Consider the following 15,739-nt stretch of genomic DNA (forward strand, 5'->3'; position numbering starts at 1 on the left):
CCTTTCAGACGCCGAGGACGGTTTTGCCGCCCCGCGGGACGAAGTCGGTGTACGGCGTCGCGTCCGCGGCCAGCTCCTGAGTCCGGGCGACGATCGCCTGGGCCGCAGGTCCGGCGAAGACGCGGTGGTGGTCCTCCTCGGAGGTCCACCCCTCAGTGACGTGGACCAGGTCGGGGTTCGCGGCGGACTGCGAGATCAGGAAAGCCACGCAGTACTCAGTCGAGGCGGGGTTGCCTTCGTCGAGGGCACTGAGCAGCACCTCGACGAGCTGGTCGCCCAGTCCGGGCTTGGCGGTGACAGTGGAGGTGAATCCGTAGGTTGCGCTCATGAATCCCATTCGACCGGGAATTCAGACGACCGCGTAGAAGAAAAGCGTCTGATTCCTTGCACGATCCTCCAAACTACGATGGGATCGAGCTATGGATGAGCTTCGGGCGCTACTTCGTCGCCACGTTCGGCCGGACGAGAGCACCGCGATCGAGGGTCTGCACATCGCGAAGATCGAGCGCTCGGGGCCGCCGTCGCCGTCGATGTCGGGAGTGGTCCTGGCGGTGCTGGTTGAGGGCGCCAAGCGGCTGACGGTCGGCGAGCGCGTTCATCTGTACCGGCCGGGCGACTACCTGGTGGCCTCGGTCGATCTGCCGGTGAGCGGCCACTTCGTCGACGCGACCGTTCAGGAGCCGGCGTTGGGGATGGCTCTGGTCCTCGATCCGGCACTGATCGCCGACCTGCTGCTGCACGCCGGTCCCGGCGACCTCGCACGGCCGCAGGCTGGACCCGTGCCAGGGATCGCCGTCGGCAAGCTCACCGACGAACTGCTGGACAGCCTGATCCGGATCGTCCGGCTGCTCGAACGCCCGCGGGACCAGGCCGTGCTGGCGCCGATGCTCAAGCGCGAGATCCACTGGCACCTGATCACCGGCGAGCAAGGGGCAGCCGTCCGGCAGCTGGGGCTGGCCGACAGCAGCCTGAACCACATCACCCGGGCCGCGCGGTGGATCCGCGACAACTACGCCGAGCAGTTCCGGGTCGAGGACCTGGCCAAGCTCAGCGGGATGAGTGCGTCCGGGTTCTACCGGCACTTCCAGACCGTCACGGCGCTGAGTCCGATCCAGTTCCAGAAGCAGGTCCGCCTGCAGGAGGCCCGGCTGCTCCTCGCCTCACACCCGCGCGACATCGCGACTGTCGCCCACCGGGTCGGCTACGACAGCGCCTCCCAGTTCAGCCGCGAGTACCGCCGCCAGTACGGCGTACCGCCGAGTCAGGACGCCGAGCGGCTGCTCGAGCACGCCTAACGAGTGCAGATCACCAGGATCTGCTCGCCGTACTTGGTGAGTTTGGTGTGGCCGATGCCGGGGATCTTGCGCAGCGCGGATTCGCTGTCCGGACGGGTCTCGGCGATCGCGGTCAGGGTCGCGTCGGTGAGGATGACGAAGGCCGGCATCTTCTCCGCCTCGGCCTGCTCGGCGCGCCAGGCCAGGAGCGCGTCGTACAGCTTCTGGTCGATGCTCGACGGGCAGTCCTCGCAGCGACCGAGCTTCCGCGCGCCCGGGTCGATCAGGCCGCGACCGCAGACTCGGCACTTCGGGATCGGGCGGCCGGAGCGCGCCACCCGCTCGGCTCGATCGGTCGTCGGCTCCCAGGCCGGTTGCTTGGACGTCCGGACGCCGATCGGGTCGAGGAACCGGGTCGGGCCACGGGTCCCCCGCCCGCCCGGCGATCGCGAGGTCGACCAGCTGACGAACAGCTGCTGCTTGGCCCGCGTCACCCCGACGTAGAACAGGCGGCGCTCTTCCTCCACCTGCGCCGGCGTCTGGGCGTAGCTGATCGGCAGCGTCCCCTCGTGGGCGCCGACGATGAAGACGCACTCCCACTCGAGGCCCTTGGCAGCGTGCAGCGTCGCCAGCGTGACGCCCTCGGCGACCGGTGCGTGCTGAATCGACGCCCGCCGGTCCAGCTCGGCCATCAGCTCGGTCAACCCGGCCTCCGGATTCGCCGCGGCGAAGTCCGACGTCATCGTGACCAGGGCGCTCAACGACTCCCAGCGGTCGCGGACGGCACCGACGCCGCTCGGCGCCTCGGCGGTCCAGCCGGCTCCGCCCAGCACGCCGGTCACGGTCTCGACCAGGTCGTCCGACAGGTCGCCGGCCTTGGCCTGACCGCGCAGCAACACCGCAGCCTTGCGGATCTCGGGCCGCTCGAAGAAGCGCTCGGCGCCCTTCAGCACGGTCGGGATCTTGCGCTCCGCGAGCGCCTGCTCGAAGTTCTCCGACTGGGCGTTGGTGCGGAACAGGACAGCGATGTCGCGCAGCTGCACGCCCTCGTCCTGCAGCCGCGCCACCGCCCGCGCCACCGCGTCCGCCTCGGCGACTTCGTCGGAGTACTCGCGGTAGATCGGCATCGGGCCGGGGTCCCGCTGCGACCGCAGCGTCACTCGGCCGGGCAGCCCGGCCGGACCGGCCGCGTCGAGGATCTTGTTCGCCACGTCGACGATCTGCGGCGTGGAGCGGTAGTCGCGGACCAGCTTGATCAGTGTCGAGTTCGGATGCCGGGAGGCGAAGCGGACCAGGTTCTCCGGCTCGGCCCCGGCCCAGGAGTAGATGGTCTGGGCCGGGTCGCCGACCACACAGACGTCCTCGCGGCCGCCGAGCCACAGGTCGAGCAGGCTCTGCTGCAGCGGGCTGACGTCCTGGTACTCGTCGACGACGAAGGTCCGGTACTGCCGGCGGATCTCGGCCGCGACCCGCTCGTCCTCGGCGAGCAACGCGACCGCGCAGAGCAGCACGTCCTCCAGGTCGATCCGCCCGCGCTCCAGCTTCACGTCCTCGTACGCCGCGAAGATCTTGCCGATCGTGGCCGGGTCGAAGGCGGCCAGCGCCCGGCCGGACTTCGGCGCCAGCCGCGCGTAGTCGTCGGGCCGCACGTTACTGACCTTGGCCCACTCGACCTCACCGGCCAGGTCGCGCAGCGCGGGCGTGTCCACCCGGATCCGGCAGCGCGAAGCGGCCTCGGTGAGCAGCGGGAACTTCCGGTCCGCGATCGGCGGCAGCTCACCGCCGTACACCTTGGGCCAGAACCAGCGCGCTTGCCGCAGCGCAGCGGAGTGGAACGTGCGCGCCTGCACGCCCTCGACGCCGAGCTGCGCGAGCCGGCCCCGCATCTCGCCGGCCGCCCGCTGGGTGAACGTCACCGCGAGCACGCGGACCGGGTCGAAGGTCCCCGTCCGCACGCCGTACGCGATCCGGTGCGTGATGGCTCGCGTCTTCCCGGTCCCGGCGCCCGCCATCACCACGACCGACCCGTGCAGGGCAGTCGCGACCGCACGCTGCTCCGGATCGAGAGCCGCCAACAGGTCGTCAGGGCTCCCTGAGCGTGTGAGGTCACTCACGGACTGGGTCATACGGGAACAGCACCGCCTACGGCGTGGTTGGGACAGGTCGAGAGCCACCCTAGACGGCTCACCGGACAGAATCTTCAAGGAGACCTCAGATGGCGGCCGTGACGATGTACTCGACTCCCTGGTGCGGTTACTGCCACCGCCTCAAGGGCCAGCTCAAGCGGGCCGGCATCGAGTTCGTCGAGGTCGACATCGAGCAGGTCCCGGAGGCCGCGAAGCTGGTCGAGAAGGTCAACAACGGCAACCAGACGGTGCCGACCCTGGTCTTCGCCGACGGCAGCGCGCTGACCAACCCCTCGGTGGCCCAGGTCGCGGAGAAGCTCATCGCCTGATCTGCCCCAGCCCGTAATCGCGGCGCCTGCCCTTCCCGGGTAGGCGCCGCGTCGCGTTTCACCGGCCCTGCGGGCCGGAGGTCGGCGAGCCATGGACTTACGGTCATGGCCGTTTTACCTTCGAAGGAACTACGCCGCAGGGAGATCCGCCATGATTCCGCGTCGTCTCTTCCGACCTGTCCTGTTCTTAGCGGTCCTGGCCGTAATCAGTGGTTTGTTCACCACGGCCACCGCCGCCCCGCCCGCCGGGAGACCGGATCCGTTCCCCTCCGAAGTCGGACCGGAACGTCCCGATGTCATCGGCCGCACGCTCGCCCCGGATCCGATCACCGATCTCGGGGCACCGATCAGTTCGCTCACCGTGATGGAAGGGACCGTCGGCCACACCTCCGACGGCCGCGATGTCGTGTACGCCGTACCGGCCGGTGAGAACGCCAATCTGAACGTCGTCGACCTGCACAGCCGCCAACTCCTGCACGTCGTGCCGCTACCGGGCGCGGCCGGTGCTTGGGGAATCGTCGTCGCCAGCGACGGCAAGCTGTACGTCGGGACCTACCCGAACGCGCACCTCTATCGCTACGACCCGGTGACTGCCGCGGTCACCGACCTTGGACGCCCGATCATCGGTGAGTCGTTCATCTACGGCCTCACCGCTGACGGCAACGGCAACGTCTACGGCGGCACGTATCCGAACGCCCACGCCTTCAAGTACGACGCCGGCACCGCACAGGTCACCGACTACGGCTCACTCGATCCGGTGGAGCAGTACGCGCGGTCGACTGTCTACGACCCCGATCACAACGCACTGTTCGTCGGCATCTCCACTCCGGTCGGCAAGCTGCTCCGCATCGACCTGGCCACCGGCGCGGTGCAGAACGTGACTCCGGCGAGTCTGATCGCGACAGACATCATCGACCTCGACTACGCGGGCGGACGGGTGTTCGCGAACGCCAGTGGCAAGCTGGCCGTCGTTGACGCGGTCACCTTCGAGCAGGTCAAGTTCACCGACACCGCAACCGGGACTCTGGTTCTGACGTACCCGCTCGCGGCTCGAGGCGTCTCCGGCGCCGGTCCGGGCGGTGTCTACTTCACGACTGCGACCACGCTCAATCTCATGCGCTACGACCTCGACGCCAACACCGTCGGCACAGTGACCACGCCCCCGATCCGGATGACTCGTGGTGCGGCGATCGGCTACGGCTGGGTGACTGAGAACGGCCAGCAGATTCTCTACGGCCTCACCGGCAACTACTCCGGCGGAACGTTCCGCTACGACCCGATCGCCCGCACGCTCGCGCAGTGGAGCTCACCGTTCCAGTACGTGCCGGTCGCACTCCAGCACACGATCGCTGACCCCGCTACTGGCCGCGTCTACGTCAACGCCTACCTCAACGGCTCCACGTCGTACTACGACCCGGCGACAGGCAAGGCCACCGTCACTGCGCGCCAAGGCCAGGTCGAGGGCTGGTCGTGGGGCGCCGGCAGCAAGATGTGGGTCGGCATCTATCCCTACGGCCGACTACAGCTCTGGGACACCGCACTGCCGGAGAGCACGACCAATCCGAAGGTGCTGTTCAGTCTGGTCGACAGTGACCACCAGAACCGTCCGTTCGCCGTCGTACCGGCGGGCGACAGCGTGTACGTCGGCACTACGCCCGGCTACGGCGAATACGGCGGCGCGATCACCGTGTACGACGTACCCACCAACACGTACAAGGTCTACCGGAACCTGGTGACCGACCAGTCGATCGCCAGCCTGCTCCCGATCGGTAGCAGTGTCTGGGCCGGTTCGGCGATCGAAGGCGGCCAGGGCACCGAGCCCCGAGCCACCGAGGCACACCTGGTCAAGGTGGACCCCGCGACCGGCGCTGTGACAGCAGACGTCGTACCGGTGCCGGGCGCAGCCAGCATCAACGAGCTGACCATCGGACCGGACGGCAACATCTGGGGGCTGGCAGACGGCAACGTGTTCGTGGCCAGCAAGACCACCGGCGCAATCCTGCGCACGTACACCGTCTTCTCCGGACGCATCACCGGACACGACGGTGCGCTGTCCTGGCGCGACGGCTACCTGTACGGCGTCTCCGGCGGCCGGCTGTTCGTCCTGGACGGCCTCGGCGGTACGTCGACCATCCTCCGCGATCACGGTCTCAACCGGCTGACGGAAGGACCGGACGGCACGTACTACTCACTGCTGCGCCTGGACGGCTGGACCATTCCGACCAATCTGGCGTCGTACCGGCCTCCGGTCGACCCCTGCCCCACGTCGGACCTCCGGACCAACGTCTGGACCGGCAATATCAACAGCCACGTGCTCAACCGGTTCCTGGAGTACGGCTGCACGCTGGCCGACGTACTGCCGGACGCCAAGGCCCAGTGGCCCAGCCACGGCGCCTACGTGGTCGCAGTGGACCGAAAGCTCCGGCAGCTCGAGGCCGCCGGCCAGGTCGAGTACTGGGAAGGAGTCCTGATCCGCATCGCCGCCGCTGTCTCCAACGTCGGCCGGTAACAGGTTCACCAGCTCCCGGTGAGCTCCTTGCCGTACCAGCCTTCGATCAGGCGGCGGGAGATCGAGATGTTGCCCGGGAGGGCCATCGTGCCGGCTTCGACCAGCGCACGGAGGTCCTCCCGGGTGAACCAGCGGGCGTCGGAGATCTCGTCGCCGTCCACCTCGATGTCGGTACCGGTCGCCTTGGCGTAGAAGCCGAGCATCAGGCTCGACGGCAGCGGCCACGGCTGGCTGCCGGCGTACTCGACCTCGGGTCCGACGATCACACCGGACTCCTCCAGCACCTCACGCCGTACGGCGTTCTCCAGCGACTCGCCCGGCTCCACGAACCCGGCCAGTGTGGAGTACCGGCCCTCGGGCCAGGCCCCGTTGCGCCCGAGCAGCGCCCGGTCCTGGTCGTCGGTGACCAGCACGATGATCGCCGGATCGCTGCGCGGGAAGTGGCGCATGCCACAGCCAGGGCAGTCCCGGACGTGCCCGGCCTCCACGACCACGGTGTGCTCACCGCAGTTGGCACAGTGGCTGTTCACCGCGTGCCAGTTGACCAGTCCGACCACGTGGACCGCGATGCCGGCCTCACGGTCGTCCAGCACCACACCCATCTCCCGCAGCCCGGCATACGACTCGTCGGCCTCGTCCGCGACCAGTACGGCGAATACCGCCCGCCCGTCGGCGGTCTGACCGGCACCTGACTCGCGGTCGATGCCCAGGAAGATCCGGACGCCTTCCGGCGCCTCGGACGGCGTGATCAGGTGCAATGCGGACCGGTCGGCGGTCACCTGGAGCCTGTCACCGGCCACCAGCACCACCTGCGTGTCCGGGGCCGCCCAGGCCTTCTCGAGCCAGGCGTCGTCGCGGCGCCGGTCGGCGGCGCGATCCAGAACGGAGCGGGACAGGGTCAGCGAACCAGGAGCGATCGAATAGGCCACGTAGCTCAACATATCCCGGCCGCGTGAGAGCATCCCGGCATGAGTATTCACATCGCCGCCGAGAAGGGGCAGATCGCACCGCGGGTGCTGTTCCCCGGTGATCCGCTGCGGGCCAAGTGGATCGCGGAGACCTACCTGTCCGACGTGATCTGCTACACCGAGATCCGGAACATGTTCGGGTTCACCGGCACCTACAAGGGTGAGCGGATCTCCGTCCAGGGCTCCGGAATGGGCCAGGCCTCCGCCTCCATCTACGCCAACGAGCTGTTCGCGGAGTACGACGTACAGACGCTGATCCGGGTCGGGACGTGTGGCGCGCTGACCGAGGACGTCCGGGTCCGGGACGTGATCGTGGCGATGTCCGCGAGCACCGACTCGCAGATGAACCGGCTGCGCTTCCACGGCATCGACTACGCGCCGACCGCCGACTACAAGCTGCTGCGCGCCGCGGTGGACGCCGCCGAGGCGGCCGGGCTGAACGTGCACGTCGGCCAGGTGTTCTCCGGCGACCTGTTCTACAACGACCGTCCGGACCTGGTCTCGCGGACCGCGGAGTACGGCGTACTGGGCATCGAGATGGAGGCCGCGGCGCTGTACACGCTGGCCGCCAAGTTCGGCCGCCGGGCGCTCGGCATCATGACGGTGTCGGACCACCTGATCACCAAGGAGGTCACCTCGGCCGAGGAGCGGCAGACGACGTTCTCCGAGATGATCACGATCGCCCTCGATGCTGCGATCGAGGTGCCGGTCTGAGCCGCATCGGGAGCGCCGTCACCACCGTCGCCGCTCTCCTGCTGCTGACCGCCTGCTCCTCGAACGAAGAGCCCGCCAAGAGCCCGGACAACCCGCCGGCCGCCACCCAGACGTCCGGTGCGCCGTCATCGGTGCCCACCACGGCGCCGGAGACGCTGACGCCGGTCAAGGCGTCGGCAGTGGTCAGCGGACTGACCGCAGCGGGCTTCAAGTGCGGTACCGACGAGGCCTACGCCATCTGTACGTCGGGCGCCGCCTCGGTCTCGATCCTGAACGGCGACCAGGCGCGGCCGCCGGTCGTGTCGGTGAACGCGGCCGGACCGGCCGACACGGCCTCCGACGCGATCGCCAAGGTGCTGCCGAAGGTGCTCGAGATCGCCCACATCAGCCAGCCGCAGGAGATCACCTCCTGGTTCGGTGCGCAGAAGGGCAAGGCTGAGTCCGAGATGACCGCGGGCGACTGGCTGGTGAGCTACGCCGCCGAGGCGGACACCGAAGAGCCCGGTGTGCACCTGACCGTGACCGACAAGCTGTGCAAGACCAACTGTCAGGCGGAGTGAACCAGCCGCTCCCCCAGCAGGCGCTGGAAGGGCTCGACCAGCCCGGCCCGCGTCCGTAGGTAGCGTCTGACGGAACCGTCGTCGAGCACCAACTCGACGGCGGTTCCGCGCAGCTCCCGGATCACCCGGGCCCGCTGGACCCGGCTCGCCGGAACGAACTCCGGGCGCTGGACGATCTCCATCAGGTCGTTGGTGATGCCCTTGGCCTCTGCTCGGAGCCGCCGCCGGGCCACCGCGCGCGTCGTCATCCACGCCACGCCCAGCAGGTTGCCGACCCAGTCCAGCGCCACCAGCAGTACGGCGGCAGCCAGACTCACCGCAGCGACCACCAGCAAGGTGGTCCGCAGGCCATGCAGGCCGGAGAGCTCGGCAAAATAGGCCAGCAACAGCGCATCGGCCATCCCGATGACGCACCACAGCGAGGGGTCCAGCCTGGACCCGAGGATCGGCCGTGCGGTCCAGCCGTCCGCAGTGAACTCCAGATCGACCAGTCCGCCCGGCTCCGACCGCACCCGCTTCACCACCGTCACGGCAGGAAGCCTAGAGCGCACTCAGGTCGTGATGAGCTTCGGCAAGACCGAGCTGACGCGTTGAACCAGGCGCTCGGACGACCCGGCGGGGTCGTCGGCGTAGTTGACCACAGCCTGCTCGAAGAGCCCGTCCACCAGCGCGTACGCCGTCGATGCGTCGACCGCGGGCTCACCGCCGACCAGCTCGGCGTACCGGCCGAGGATGCGCCAGATCATCGCCTCGAGCAGCTGGTCGATCGCGACCACGTCGGCGCGGAGCTGGTCCTCGAACATGCTCTGGGCACGCAGGTCGTACCAGAGGCGGTGCATCGGGGTCTCGTCGACAAGGGTCTGCGTCATCTTCGCCAGGAAGCCCGCACCGAGCTCGTCGGCGGTGGTGGCGGTCTCCACGACCTCGTCGTACCGCTGGGCGCATTTGGTCTTGTAGTAGCGCACGCAGTAGCTGATCAGGTCGATCTTGTCGCGGAAGTAGTAGTGCACCACGCCGTGCGTGAACTCGGAGTTGTTCGCGATCTCGCGCAGGCTGGTGCGGGCGTAGCCGAGCTCGCCCAGCGTCTTCAGTGCCGACTCGGCCAGCGCGATCCGGCGGCGCTCGATCTTGTCGATCCCGGAGATCCGGGCGGGCTGGTCCTGGGGCATGACGCCTGCCGAACTCATCGTCGCTCCTTTCGCCGGGCCGTGGGGATGCCGGTCAGCCTACCCGCCGCAGGTCAGGCGCGCCCTGCGGTGGGGAGACTTCTTGACAAGTGTCAAGCAAAGTCTTGACGACTGTCAAAGGGAGGTCCAGAGTGGTGCCTCATTCACCCCCTGCAGCCACTCGAGCAAAGGAACCATCGATGGGCGGACTCGATCTCTCCGGCCGGAAGGCACTCGTCACCGGCGGAGCCCAGGGACTGGGCGAAGGCATGGCCAAAGCACTGGCCGCGGCGGGCGCGAAGGTCGTCGTCGCCGACCTGCAGAAGGACGCCGGGGCCGCGGTCGCCGACGCGCTCGACAGCGAGTACGGCGCCGGCAACGGGTTCGTCGCCCATGACGTCACCGACGAGGGCAGCTGGGAGAACGCGGTCGTCGCGGCGACCGACATCCTCGGCGGGCTCGACATCCTGGTCAACAACGCCGGCATCGAGATCACCAGCCTGCTCACCGAGGTCACGGCGGACCAGATCCGCAAGATGCTCGACGTGAACATCCTCGGGACCACGCTGGGGATCAAGTACGGGCTGCGCACGATGCGTCCGGACGGCCTGGCCGGCCAGGGCGGCGCGATCATCAACATCTCATCGGTCGCCGCGACCATCGCCTTCCCCGGCATCGCGGTCTACTCGGCGACCAAGTCCGCGGTCGACCGGCTCACCCGGGTCGCCGCGATGGAGTCCGGCAAGCTCGGGTACGGCGTACGCGTCAACTGCATCTACCCCGGACTGGTTCCGACGGCGATGGGCGCAGGCCTGGCCAACGACGTCGCCGAGCTCGGCCTGTTCGGGTCCCCGGAGGAGGCGGTCGGTGCGGTCATCGGACTGACTCCCGCCGGACGGCTCGGCGAGGTCACCGACATGGCCGACGCGGTCGTCTTCCTGGCCTCCAACGAAGCCCGCTTCATCACCGGCGTCGGTCTGCCGGTCGACGGCGGAATGGGGATGTGATGGCCACCAAGCCTGTAGTCGTGTACGGCGCCTCCGGCTACACCGGGCGTCTGGTCTGTGAGTACCTCCGTCAGTACCACGTCCCGTTCGTGGCGGCAGGCCGCAGCGAAGACAAGCTCAAGTCGTCGATGACGTCGAACGTGGCCGGCATCGAGACAGCCGACTACGAGATCGCCACTGTCGACCATGACGTGGAGGCGCTCACCGACCTCTTCAAGGGCGCATCGGTGGTGCTCAACACGGTCGGACCGTTCAGTGAGCTCGGTCCTGCGGCCGTGGAGGCAGCTCTCGCGGCAGGTGCGCACTACACCGACACAACAGGTGAGCAGGACTGGCTGATCACCTGCGACGAGGTGTACGGCGCTCGCTTCGCCGAAGCGGGTCTACTACTCGCCCCTGGTATCGCTCAGATGTACACCACCGGCGAGATCGCCGCGCAGCTCTGCCTGGAGCAGCCGGGGCTCGACACTCTGGACATCGCGGTGTTCTGGGGCGGCAGCCCGACCATCGCCTCGACCCGCACGATTCTGGTGAACGCTGCGACGTCGAAGGCGCACTTCCTCGAACAGAACGCGTACGTCGAGTTCCCCGAGCAGGGGCTCGTTCCACTCGTCGTACCGGGGCAGCACGAGCTGGCGCTGTCGCTGCCCTGGGGCGGTACGTCGCACCCGGTGTGGTTCAAGCGTGATCCGCGAGTCGCCAACTGCAAGGCGCAGGGCGGTGTCTTCAACGCTGCGCTGATGAACGGCGTACCGCAGATCGTGGCGGCCGCACTGGAGGCCACGAAGGACATGTCTCCGGACGACCGCAACGAAGCGCTCACCGCGACCGCACGTCAGGTGATGGACCAGATGCCGCCGCGGGAGAACCCGCGTGTCAACAAGTCCCTCGACTCCGTGCACGCCTCCGGTCCGCTCGGCCGGGCGCACTGTGTGATCCACGGCAACAGCAACTACCAGCAGACCGGTCTCCTGCAGGCCTATGCGGCGTACTCACTGCTGCAGACACCTCCGAAGCGAGTCGGGTTCGCCAGTGGCTGCCAAGCCTTCGGTCACCGCGAACTGCTCGGCGTACTGCGCAGCTTCGGGCTGGTCGCCGAGCCGCAGCTCACCGTGGTGCACTGATCGGAGCCAGCTGATGCGACTGGTCGACTACCTGGACAAAGGCGCCTCACTCGGACCGGACAGGCCCTGCCTGACCACCGACGGCGAGACGCTGACGTATGCCGTTGTCCAGGAGCTGTCGTACCGGATCGCTGCGGGACTGGCTGCGGCCGGCGTCCGGCCCGGCGGCAAGGTGGCGATTCTGTCCGCCAACGATCCCCTGGCGTTCAGTTGCGTCTTCGGGATCAGCCGGGCCGGCGCGGTCTGGTGCCCGATCAATCCGCGCAACGAGGCCGCCGAGAACCGGGAGCTGCTCGACCGGTTCGACTGTGAAGTACTGATCTACCAGCCGGCGTTCGCGCCACTGGTGGACCGGATCCGGGATGCGCTGCCGAAGGTCCACACCTTCGTGTGCCTGGATGTCGGTCCGGAACCGGTCACCGAGCCCCCCGGTGACCGGACCATCGGCTGGGACGCGTTCTGCGGGGGCGCGTCCCAGCCGGCTCCCGATCTGCTCGAGCCCGAAGGCCTGGCGATGATCGTCGGCACCGGCGGCACCACCGGTGCACCCAAGGGCGTCATGCTGACCACGACCAACCTCGAGACCATGACGGCTCTCACGCTGATCGGCTACCCGTTCGGCGTGCGTCCGGTCTACCTGGCGCTGGCACCGCTCACTCACGCCGCAGGCGTGCTCTGCTTCCCAGTGCTCGCGTCCGGCGGCGAGATCGTCATCATGCGCACTCCGGACGTGCACACGTTCTTAGAGCTCATCCCTCAGCACCGCGTGACGCACACCTTCCTGCCGCCCACGCTGATCTACATGGTGCTCGCAGCCCCGGAGCTGGACCGCACGGACCTCTCCTCACTGCAGTGCTTCTGGTACGGCGCCGCTCCGATGTCGGTGGCTCGTCTCGAAGAGGCGCTGCGGCGGATCGGTCCGGTGATGGCCCAACTGTTCGGCCAGACCGAAGCACCGATGATGATCTCGATCCTGCCGCCGGCCGATCATTTCGATGCCTCCGGCAACATCGCGCGCGAGCGGCTGGCGTCGGCCGGTCGGCCGTCCGCGTTGGTCACCACAGCGATCATGGCGCCGGACGGCACGTTGCTCGGGCCTGGTGAACGCGGGGAGATCGTCGTCCGCGGTTCGCTGGTGATGCGCGGGTACTACCGCGATGCCGAAGCGACGGCGACAGCATCGGCGTACGGGTGGCATCACACGGGCGACATCGGCTACCTCGACGAGGACAACTACCTGTACATCGTCGACCGGGCCAAGGACATGATCATCACCGGCGGCTTCAACGTGTACTCGACCGAGGTCGAGCAGGCGCTGATGGCGCACGAGGCGGTCCAGGACTGCGCGGTGATCGGCCGCCCCGACGAGAAGTGGGGCGAACGGGTCGTGGCCGTCGTCCAGCTCCAGGCGGGCGCCGCCGCCGATCCGGCCGAGCTGATCGCGTTCGCGAAGAGCCGGATCGGCAGCGTGAAGGCGCCCAAGGAGGTGCTGGTCTGGACGGACCTGCCGCGTTCGAAGGTCGGCAAGGTCCTGAAGCCGGAGATCAAGGCCCGGCTGCACTAGCTGCTGGCGCCACCAGCGGTCGCCGACACCACGATCGCCGCAGTGATCGCCGCCTGCATCTCGGCAACGGCCTTCTTCACAGCGGCCGCAGCCCAGTCGGAGTCGGCGATGACCTTGGCGCGCGCCCGCAGCTGCCGCTTGTCGACCGCATCCGTGATCACCTTCGGTACGACGTCCAGCGCGCTCAGCAGCGCGATCAGGGCGCCGGTGCGCTGGTCCGGCGTCGTACCGACCTTCAGCACGCTCTCCAGCGCGGCCCGCACCTCACCCTCGTGCTGCGCGTCCTTGGCCGGCCAGCGGGTGACCGGGAACAGCCCAAGGACCTTGCCCTCGCTTGCCTCCAGAACGCCGCGCTCGGCCAGCCGGGCCAGCAACTGGTCGCGCACCTTCTTCGACAGCCCGCTCAGGATGTCCTTCGGCTTCTTCCCCGCCTTGCCGACCACATAGGCGAGCCGGTCGTCCAGGATCGGGTCCCCGGTCGACGACGGGTCCAGCACCTTCAGCCGGCCCGGCCGCTCGCCGTCGCCGCCGGCAGTGATGTCCACCTTCCCGAGCGTCGTCAGCTCGATCAGCAGCGCACCACCGAGCGCGTAGTCCAGCTTCGGTGACCCGACGATCGGCTTGCCCGTCTCGTCGTCGTACATGAGCAGCAACAGGTCCTCGGCGATCAACATGCTCACAACGTAAACAACCGGTTGGTCGGCTCACATCCGCCGCGCGGATTACCCACCGGATCCACCTCAAGGACGGGTCACCAGCCGGCGTGTCCTGCGCTCAGTTCCACTCGAACCCGTCCGTGGATCCCTGCCCGGCCGAGGTCCCGCTCGCCTCCACCGCGGTCGTCGGCTTGACGACATAGTCCCCGGCCACTCAGCCGAAGGTGTCCGCAAGAGGACAGCGACTCGCGTGAGATTGCGGGATAACTGAGCTTCTGTCAGTTTTATGGGGGACTGAGGGGAGCACTGTCGTGATCGCTCGGGTTCTCACCGCACTCGGCCTGATTGCCTGTCTGCTGTCCGTACCTGCCGCTGCTGAGGCGGCTCCTGGCGTGCCACCGCTGCCGGACTCGTTCCTGTGGGGCGTGGCGAGCTCCGGCTTCCAGTCCGAGGGCGCGGGCCCGGACAGCAACTGGAAGCGGTACGCCGCAACGAAGGAGCCGTACCGCAACGGCGTCGACTTCCGGCACCGCTATCCGCAGGACATCGCGCTCGCCGCCGGGATGGGCTTGAAGGTCTTCCGCTTCGGCATCGAGTGGGCACGCGTCCAGCCGAGCCCCGGCAGCTGGGACGAGACCGAACTGGCCTACTACGTGGACGTCGTACGGCGGATCCGGGCGGCGGGGATGCGGCCGATGATCACCCTCGACCATTGGGTGTACCCGGGCTGGATCGCGGATCGCGGTGGCTGGTCCGGCGCCGGTGTGGTGGACGCGTGGCTGACCTATGCCCGGCATGTCGTTCAGCGGCTGCACGGTCAGGACGCGTACTGGATCACCTTCAACGAGCCCACGGCGTACGTGCAACAGGAAGTCACCAACGGCGGCGTGAACCCGTTGCTGGTCCCACTCATGTTCGACCGGCTCGTCGCTGCCCACCGCAGCGTGTACGACGTCATCCACCAACTGGATCCGGGCGCTCCGGTGTCCAGCAACGTCGCGTTCATCCCGGCCGGCGAGGCCCTGGTCGATCTGACGTTCTGGAACCGGATCGCCGACAAGCTGGACTACATCGGCCTCGACTACTACTACGGCCTGAGCCTCGACAACTGGTCGGTGATCAACGCCGCCAAAGGCGAGTTCTGGAAGGTGGATCCGCAGCCCGACGGGATCTACCACGCCCTGCGCTTCTACCACGACCGCAAGCCCGGACTGCCGCTGTACATCGTCGAGAACGGCATGTCGACCGACAACGGCACACCCCGCACCGACGGCTACACCCGCTCCCAGCACCTACGCGATCACGTCTACTGGCTCCAGCGCGCCCGCGCCGACGGCATGAGCGTGATCGGCTACAACTACTGGAGCATCACCGACAACTACGAATGGGGCAGCTACCGCCCCCGCTTCGGCCTCTACACCGTCAACGCCGCAACCGACCCAGCCCTCACCCGCACCCCAACCGACGCCGTCGCCACCTACCGAACCCTCGCCACCTCCGGCGGCGTCCCGTCGAACTACGTGCCGGTCAAACGCCAGTCCGTCTGCTCACTGGTCACCCTCCTCACCAGCTGCCTCTTCCCACCCCACGCGCCCTAGCGCGAATTCGGGGTTTCCAGGGGTTTCCAAGGGCAGAGCCTGATCGGACCTTCGAGCCGGAGAGCCGCGTGCTGACCGTCGCGGGGGCATGCCCGGCTCCAGTTGACGGGGCATCTCGGGGCATTCCAGGGCAGATCGCCGAAA

The 15,739-nt window shown here is 68.2% G+C and carries 15 protein-coding genes; 9 read left to right on the top strand and 6 right to left on the bottom strand.

The features are described from left to right. Positions 1–4: 4 nt before the first annotated feature. On the bottom strand, positions 5–328 hold the full coding sequence (locus ABZS29_RS01590; protein WP_355457514.1) for an antibiotic biosynthesis monooxygenase: 324 nt from the start codon (positions 326–328) through the stop codon (positions 5–7). 91 nt (positions 329–419) lie between these two features. On the opposite strand from ABZS29_RS01590, the gene ABZS29_RS01595 reads away from it, so the two are divergent. Further along, positions 420–1,295 carry an AraC family transcriptional regulator gene (locus tag ABZS29_RS01595; RefSeq protein WP_355457516.1) on the top strand — a complete coding sequence of 292 codons (876 nt, stop codon included), beginning with the start codon at positions 420–422 and terminating at the stop codon, positions 1,293–1,295. Here ABZS29_RS01595 and ABZS29_RS01600 read toward each other — a convergent pair. After that, the gene (locus ABZS29_RS01600) at positions 1,292–3,400 is read right to left on the bottom strand and encodes an ATP-dependent DNA helicase UvrD2 (protein WP_355457517.1); all 2,109 of its coding nucleotides are present in this window, start codon (positions 3,398–3,400) and stop codon (positions 1,292–1,294) included. The genes ABZS29_RS01595 and ABZS29_RS01600 overlap by 4 nt on opposite strands. Positions 3,401–3,489: 89 nt before the next feature. On the opposite strand from ABZS29_RS01600, the gene ABZS29_RS01605 reads away from it, so the two are divergent. Together ABZS29_RS01605 and ABZS29_RS01610 are read left to right on the top strand one after the other, a co-directional pair. After that, positions 3,490–3,729, top strand: coding sequence for a mycoredoxin (locus ABZS29_RS01605; RefSeq protein ID WP_355457519.1), 240 nt, complete (start codon positions 3,490–3,492; stop codon positions 3,727–3,729). A gap of 151 nt (positions 3,730–3,880) precedes the next feature. After that, positions 3,881–6,238, top strand: a complete 2,358-nt coding sequence (locus ABZS29_RS01610; RefSeq protein ID WP_355457520.1) for a hypothetical protein — start codon at positions 3,881–3,883, stop codon at positions 6,236–6,238. A gap of 5 nt (positions 6,239–6,243) precedes the next feature. Here the strand turns inward: ABZS29_RS01610 and nudC are convergent, their stop codons facing one another. Beyond that, positions 6,244–7,167 (bottom strand): NAD(+) diphosphatase, encoded by a 924-nt coding sequence (gene nudC, locus ABZS29_RS01615; protein ID WP_355457522.1) that lies wholly within the window; start codon positions 7,165–7,167, stop codon positions 6,244–6,246. A 39-nt stretch (positions 7,168–7,206) separates the two neighbouring features. Between nudC and deoD the strand changes: the two genes are divergently transcribed. Together deoD and ABZS29_RS01625 are read left to right on the top strand one after the other, a co-directional pair. After that, a complete protein-coding gene (gene deoD, locus ABZS29_RS01620) occupies positions 7,207–7,920 on the top strand; it encodes a purine-nucleoside phosphorylase (protein WP_355457523.1) in 714 nt (237 codons plus the stop codon). A gap of 131 nt (positions 7,921–8,051) precedes the next feature. Continuing rightward, positions 8,052–8,480, top strand: coding sequence for a hypothetical protein (locus tag ABZS29_RS01625; protein ID WP_355457525.1), 429 nt, complete (start codon positions 8,052–8,054; stop codon positions 8,478–8,480). Here ABZS29_RS01625 and ABZS29_RS01630 read toward each other — a convergent pair. Next, positions 8,468–9,010: a hypothetical protein gene (locus ABZS29_RS01630; RefSeq protein ID WP_355457527.1), complete on the bottom strand. Its 543-nt coding sequence runs from the start codon at positions 9,008–9,010 to the stop codon at positions 8,468–8,470. The two genes, ABZS29_RS01625 and ABZS29_RS01630, sit on opposite strands and share 13 nt — an antisense overlap. 21 nt (positions 9,011–9,031) lie before the next feature. Further along, positions 9,032–9,667, bottom strand: a complete 636-nt coding sequence (locus ABZS29_RS01635; protein WP_355457528.1) for a TetR/AcrR family transcriptional regulator — start codon at positions 9,665–9,667, stop codon at positions 9,032–9,034. A gap of 179 nt (positions 9,668–9,846) precedes the next feature. Between ABZS29_RS01635 and ABZS29_RS01640 the strand changes: the two genes are divergently transcribed. The 3 genes from ABZS29_RS01640 to ABZS29_RS01650 are packed head-to-tail and all read left to right on the top strand — an operon-like array spanning position 9,847 to position 13,341. Continuing rightward, positions 9,847–10,653 (top strand): SDR family oxidoreductase, encoded by an 807-nt coding sequence (locus tag ABZS29_RS01640; RefSeq protein WP_355457529.1) that lies wholly within the window; start codon positions 9,847–9,849, stop codon positions 10,651–10,653. After that, the gene (locus ABZS29_RS01645; protein WP_355457531.1) at positions 10,653–11,777 is read left to right on the top strand and encodes a DUF5938 domain-containing protein; all 1,125 of its coding nucleotides are present in this window, start codon (positions 10,653–10,655) and stop codon (positions 11,775–11,777) included. The genes ABZS29_RS01640 and ABZS29_RS01645 overlap by 1 nt, the downstream gene beginning before the upstream one ends. A 13-nt stretch (positions 11,778–11,790) precedes the next feature. After that, the gene (locus ABZS29_RS01650; protein ID WP_355457533.1) at positions 11,791–13,341 is read left to right on the top strand and encodes an AMP-binding protein; all 1,551 of its coding nucleotides are present in this window, start codon (positions 11,791–11,793) and stop codon (positions 13,339–13,341) included. Here the strand turns inward: ABZS29_RS01650 and ABZS29_RS01655 are convergent. After that, positions 13,338–14,015, bottom strand: a complete 678-nt coding sequence (locus ABZS29_RS01655; RefSeq protein WP_355457535.1) for a GPP34 family phosphoprotein — start codon at positions 14,013–14,015, stop codon at positions 13,338–13,340. The genes ABZS29_RS01650 and ABZS29_RS01655 overlap by 4 nt on opposite strands. Positions 14,016–14,308: 293 nt before the next feature. Here ABZS29_RS01655 and ABZS29_RS01660 point away from each other — a divergent pair, with 293 nt between their 5' ends. Then, on the top strand, positions 14,309–15,595 hold the full coding sequence (locus tag ABZS29_RS01660) for a family 1 glycosylhydrolase (protein WP_355457536.1): 1,287 nt from the start codon (positions 14,309–14,311) through the stop codon (positions 15,593–15,595). The last annotated feature ends 144 nt before the right edge of the window (positions 15,596–15,739 follow it).

The sequence above is a fragment of the Kribbella sp. NPDC005582 genome, assembly GCF_040605415.1.
In the GTDB taxonomy this organism is placed as follows: Bacteria; Actinomycetota; Actinomycetes; order Propionibacteriales; family Kribbellaceae; genus Kribbella.

What these genes read in the sequence shown, in the direction of transcription:
- ABZS29_RS01600 (WP_355457517.1), bottom strand. Translation starts at nt 3,400, where the DNA reads ATGACCCAGTCCGTGAGTGACCTCACACGCTCAGGGAGCCCTGACGAC.
- ABZS29_RS01635 (WP_355457528.1), bottom strand. Translation starts at nt 9,667, where the DNA reads ATGAGTTCGGCAGGCGTCATGCCCCAGGACCAGCCCGCCCGGATCTCC.
- ABZS29_RS01655 (WP_355457535.1), bottom strand. Translation starts at nt 14,015, where the DNA reads ATGTTGATCGCCGAGGACCTGTTGCTGCTCATGTACGACGACGAGACG.
- deoD (WP_355457523.1), top strand. Translation starts at nt 7,207, where the DNA reads ATGAGTATTCACATCGCCGCCGAGAAGGGGCAGATCGCACCGCGGGTG.
- ABZS29_RS01590 (WP_355457514.1), bottom strand. Translation starts at nt 328, where the DNA reads ATGAGCGCAACCTACGGATTCACCTCCACTGTCACCGCCAAGCCCGGA.
- ABZS29_RS01605 (WP_355457519.1), top strand. Translation starts at nt 3,490, where the DNA reads ATGGCGGCCGTGACGATGTACTCGACTCCCTGGTGCGGTTACTGCCAC.
- ABZS29_RS01610 (WP_355457520.1), top strand. Translation starts at nt 3,881, where the DNA reads ATGATTCCGCGTCGTCTCTTCCGACCTGTCCTGTTCTTAGCGGTCCTG.
- ABZS29_RS01640 (WP_355457529.1), top strand. Translation starts at nt 9,847, where the DNA reads ATGGGCGGACTCGATCTCTCCGGCCGGAAGGCACTCGTCACCGGCGGA.
- ABZS29_RS01650 (WP_355457533.1), top strand. Translation starts at nt 11,791, where the DNA reads ATGCGACTGGTCGACTACCTGGACAAAGGCGCCTCACTCGGACCGGAC.
- ABZS29_RS01595 (WP_355457516.1), top strand. Translation starts at nt 420, where the DNA reads ATGGATGAGCTTCGGGCGCTACTTCGTCGCCACGTTCGGCCGGACGAG.
- ABZS29_RS01645 (WP_355457531.1), top strand. Translation starts at nt 10,653, where the DNA reads ATGGCCACCAAGCCTGTAGTCGTGTACGGCGCCTCCGGCTACACCGGG.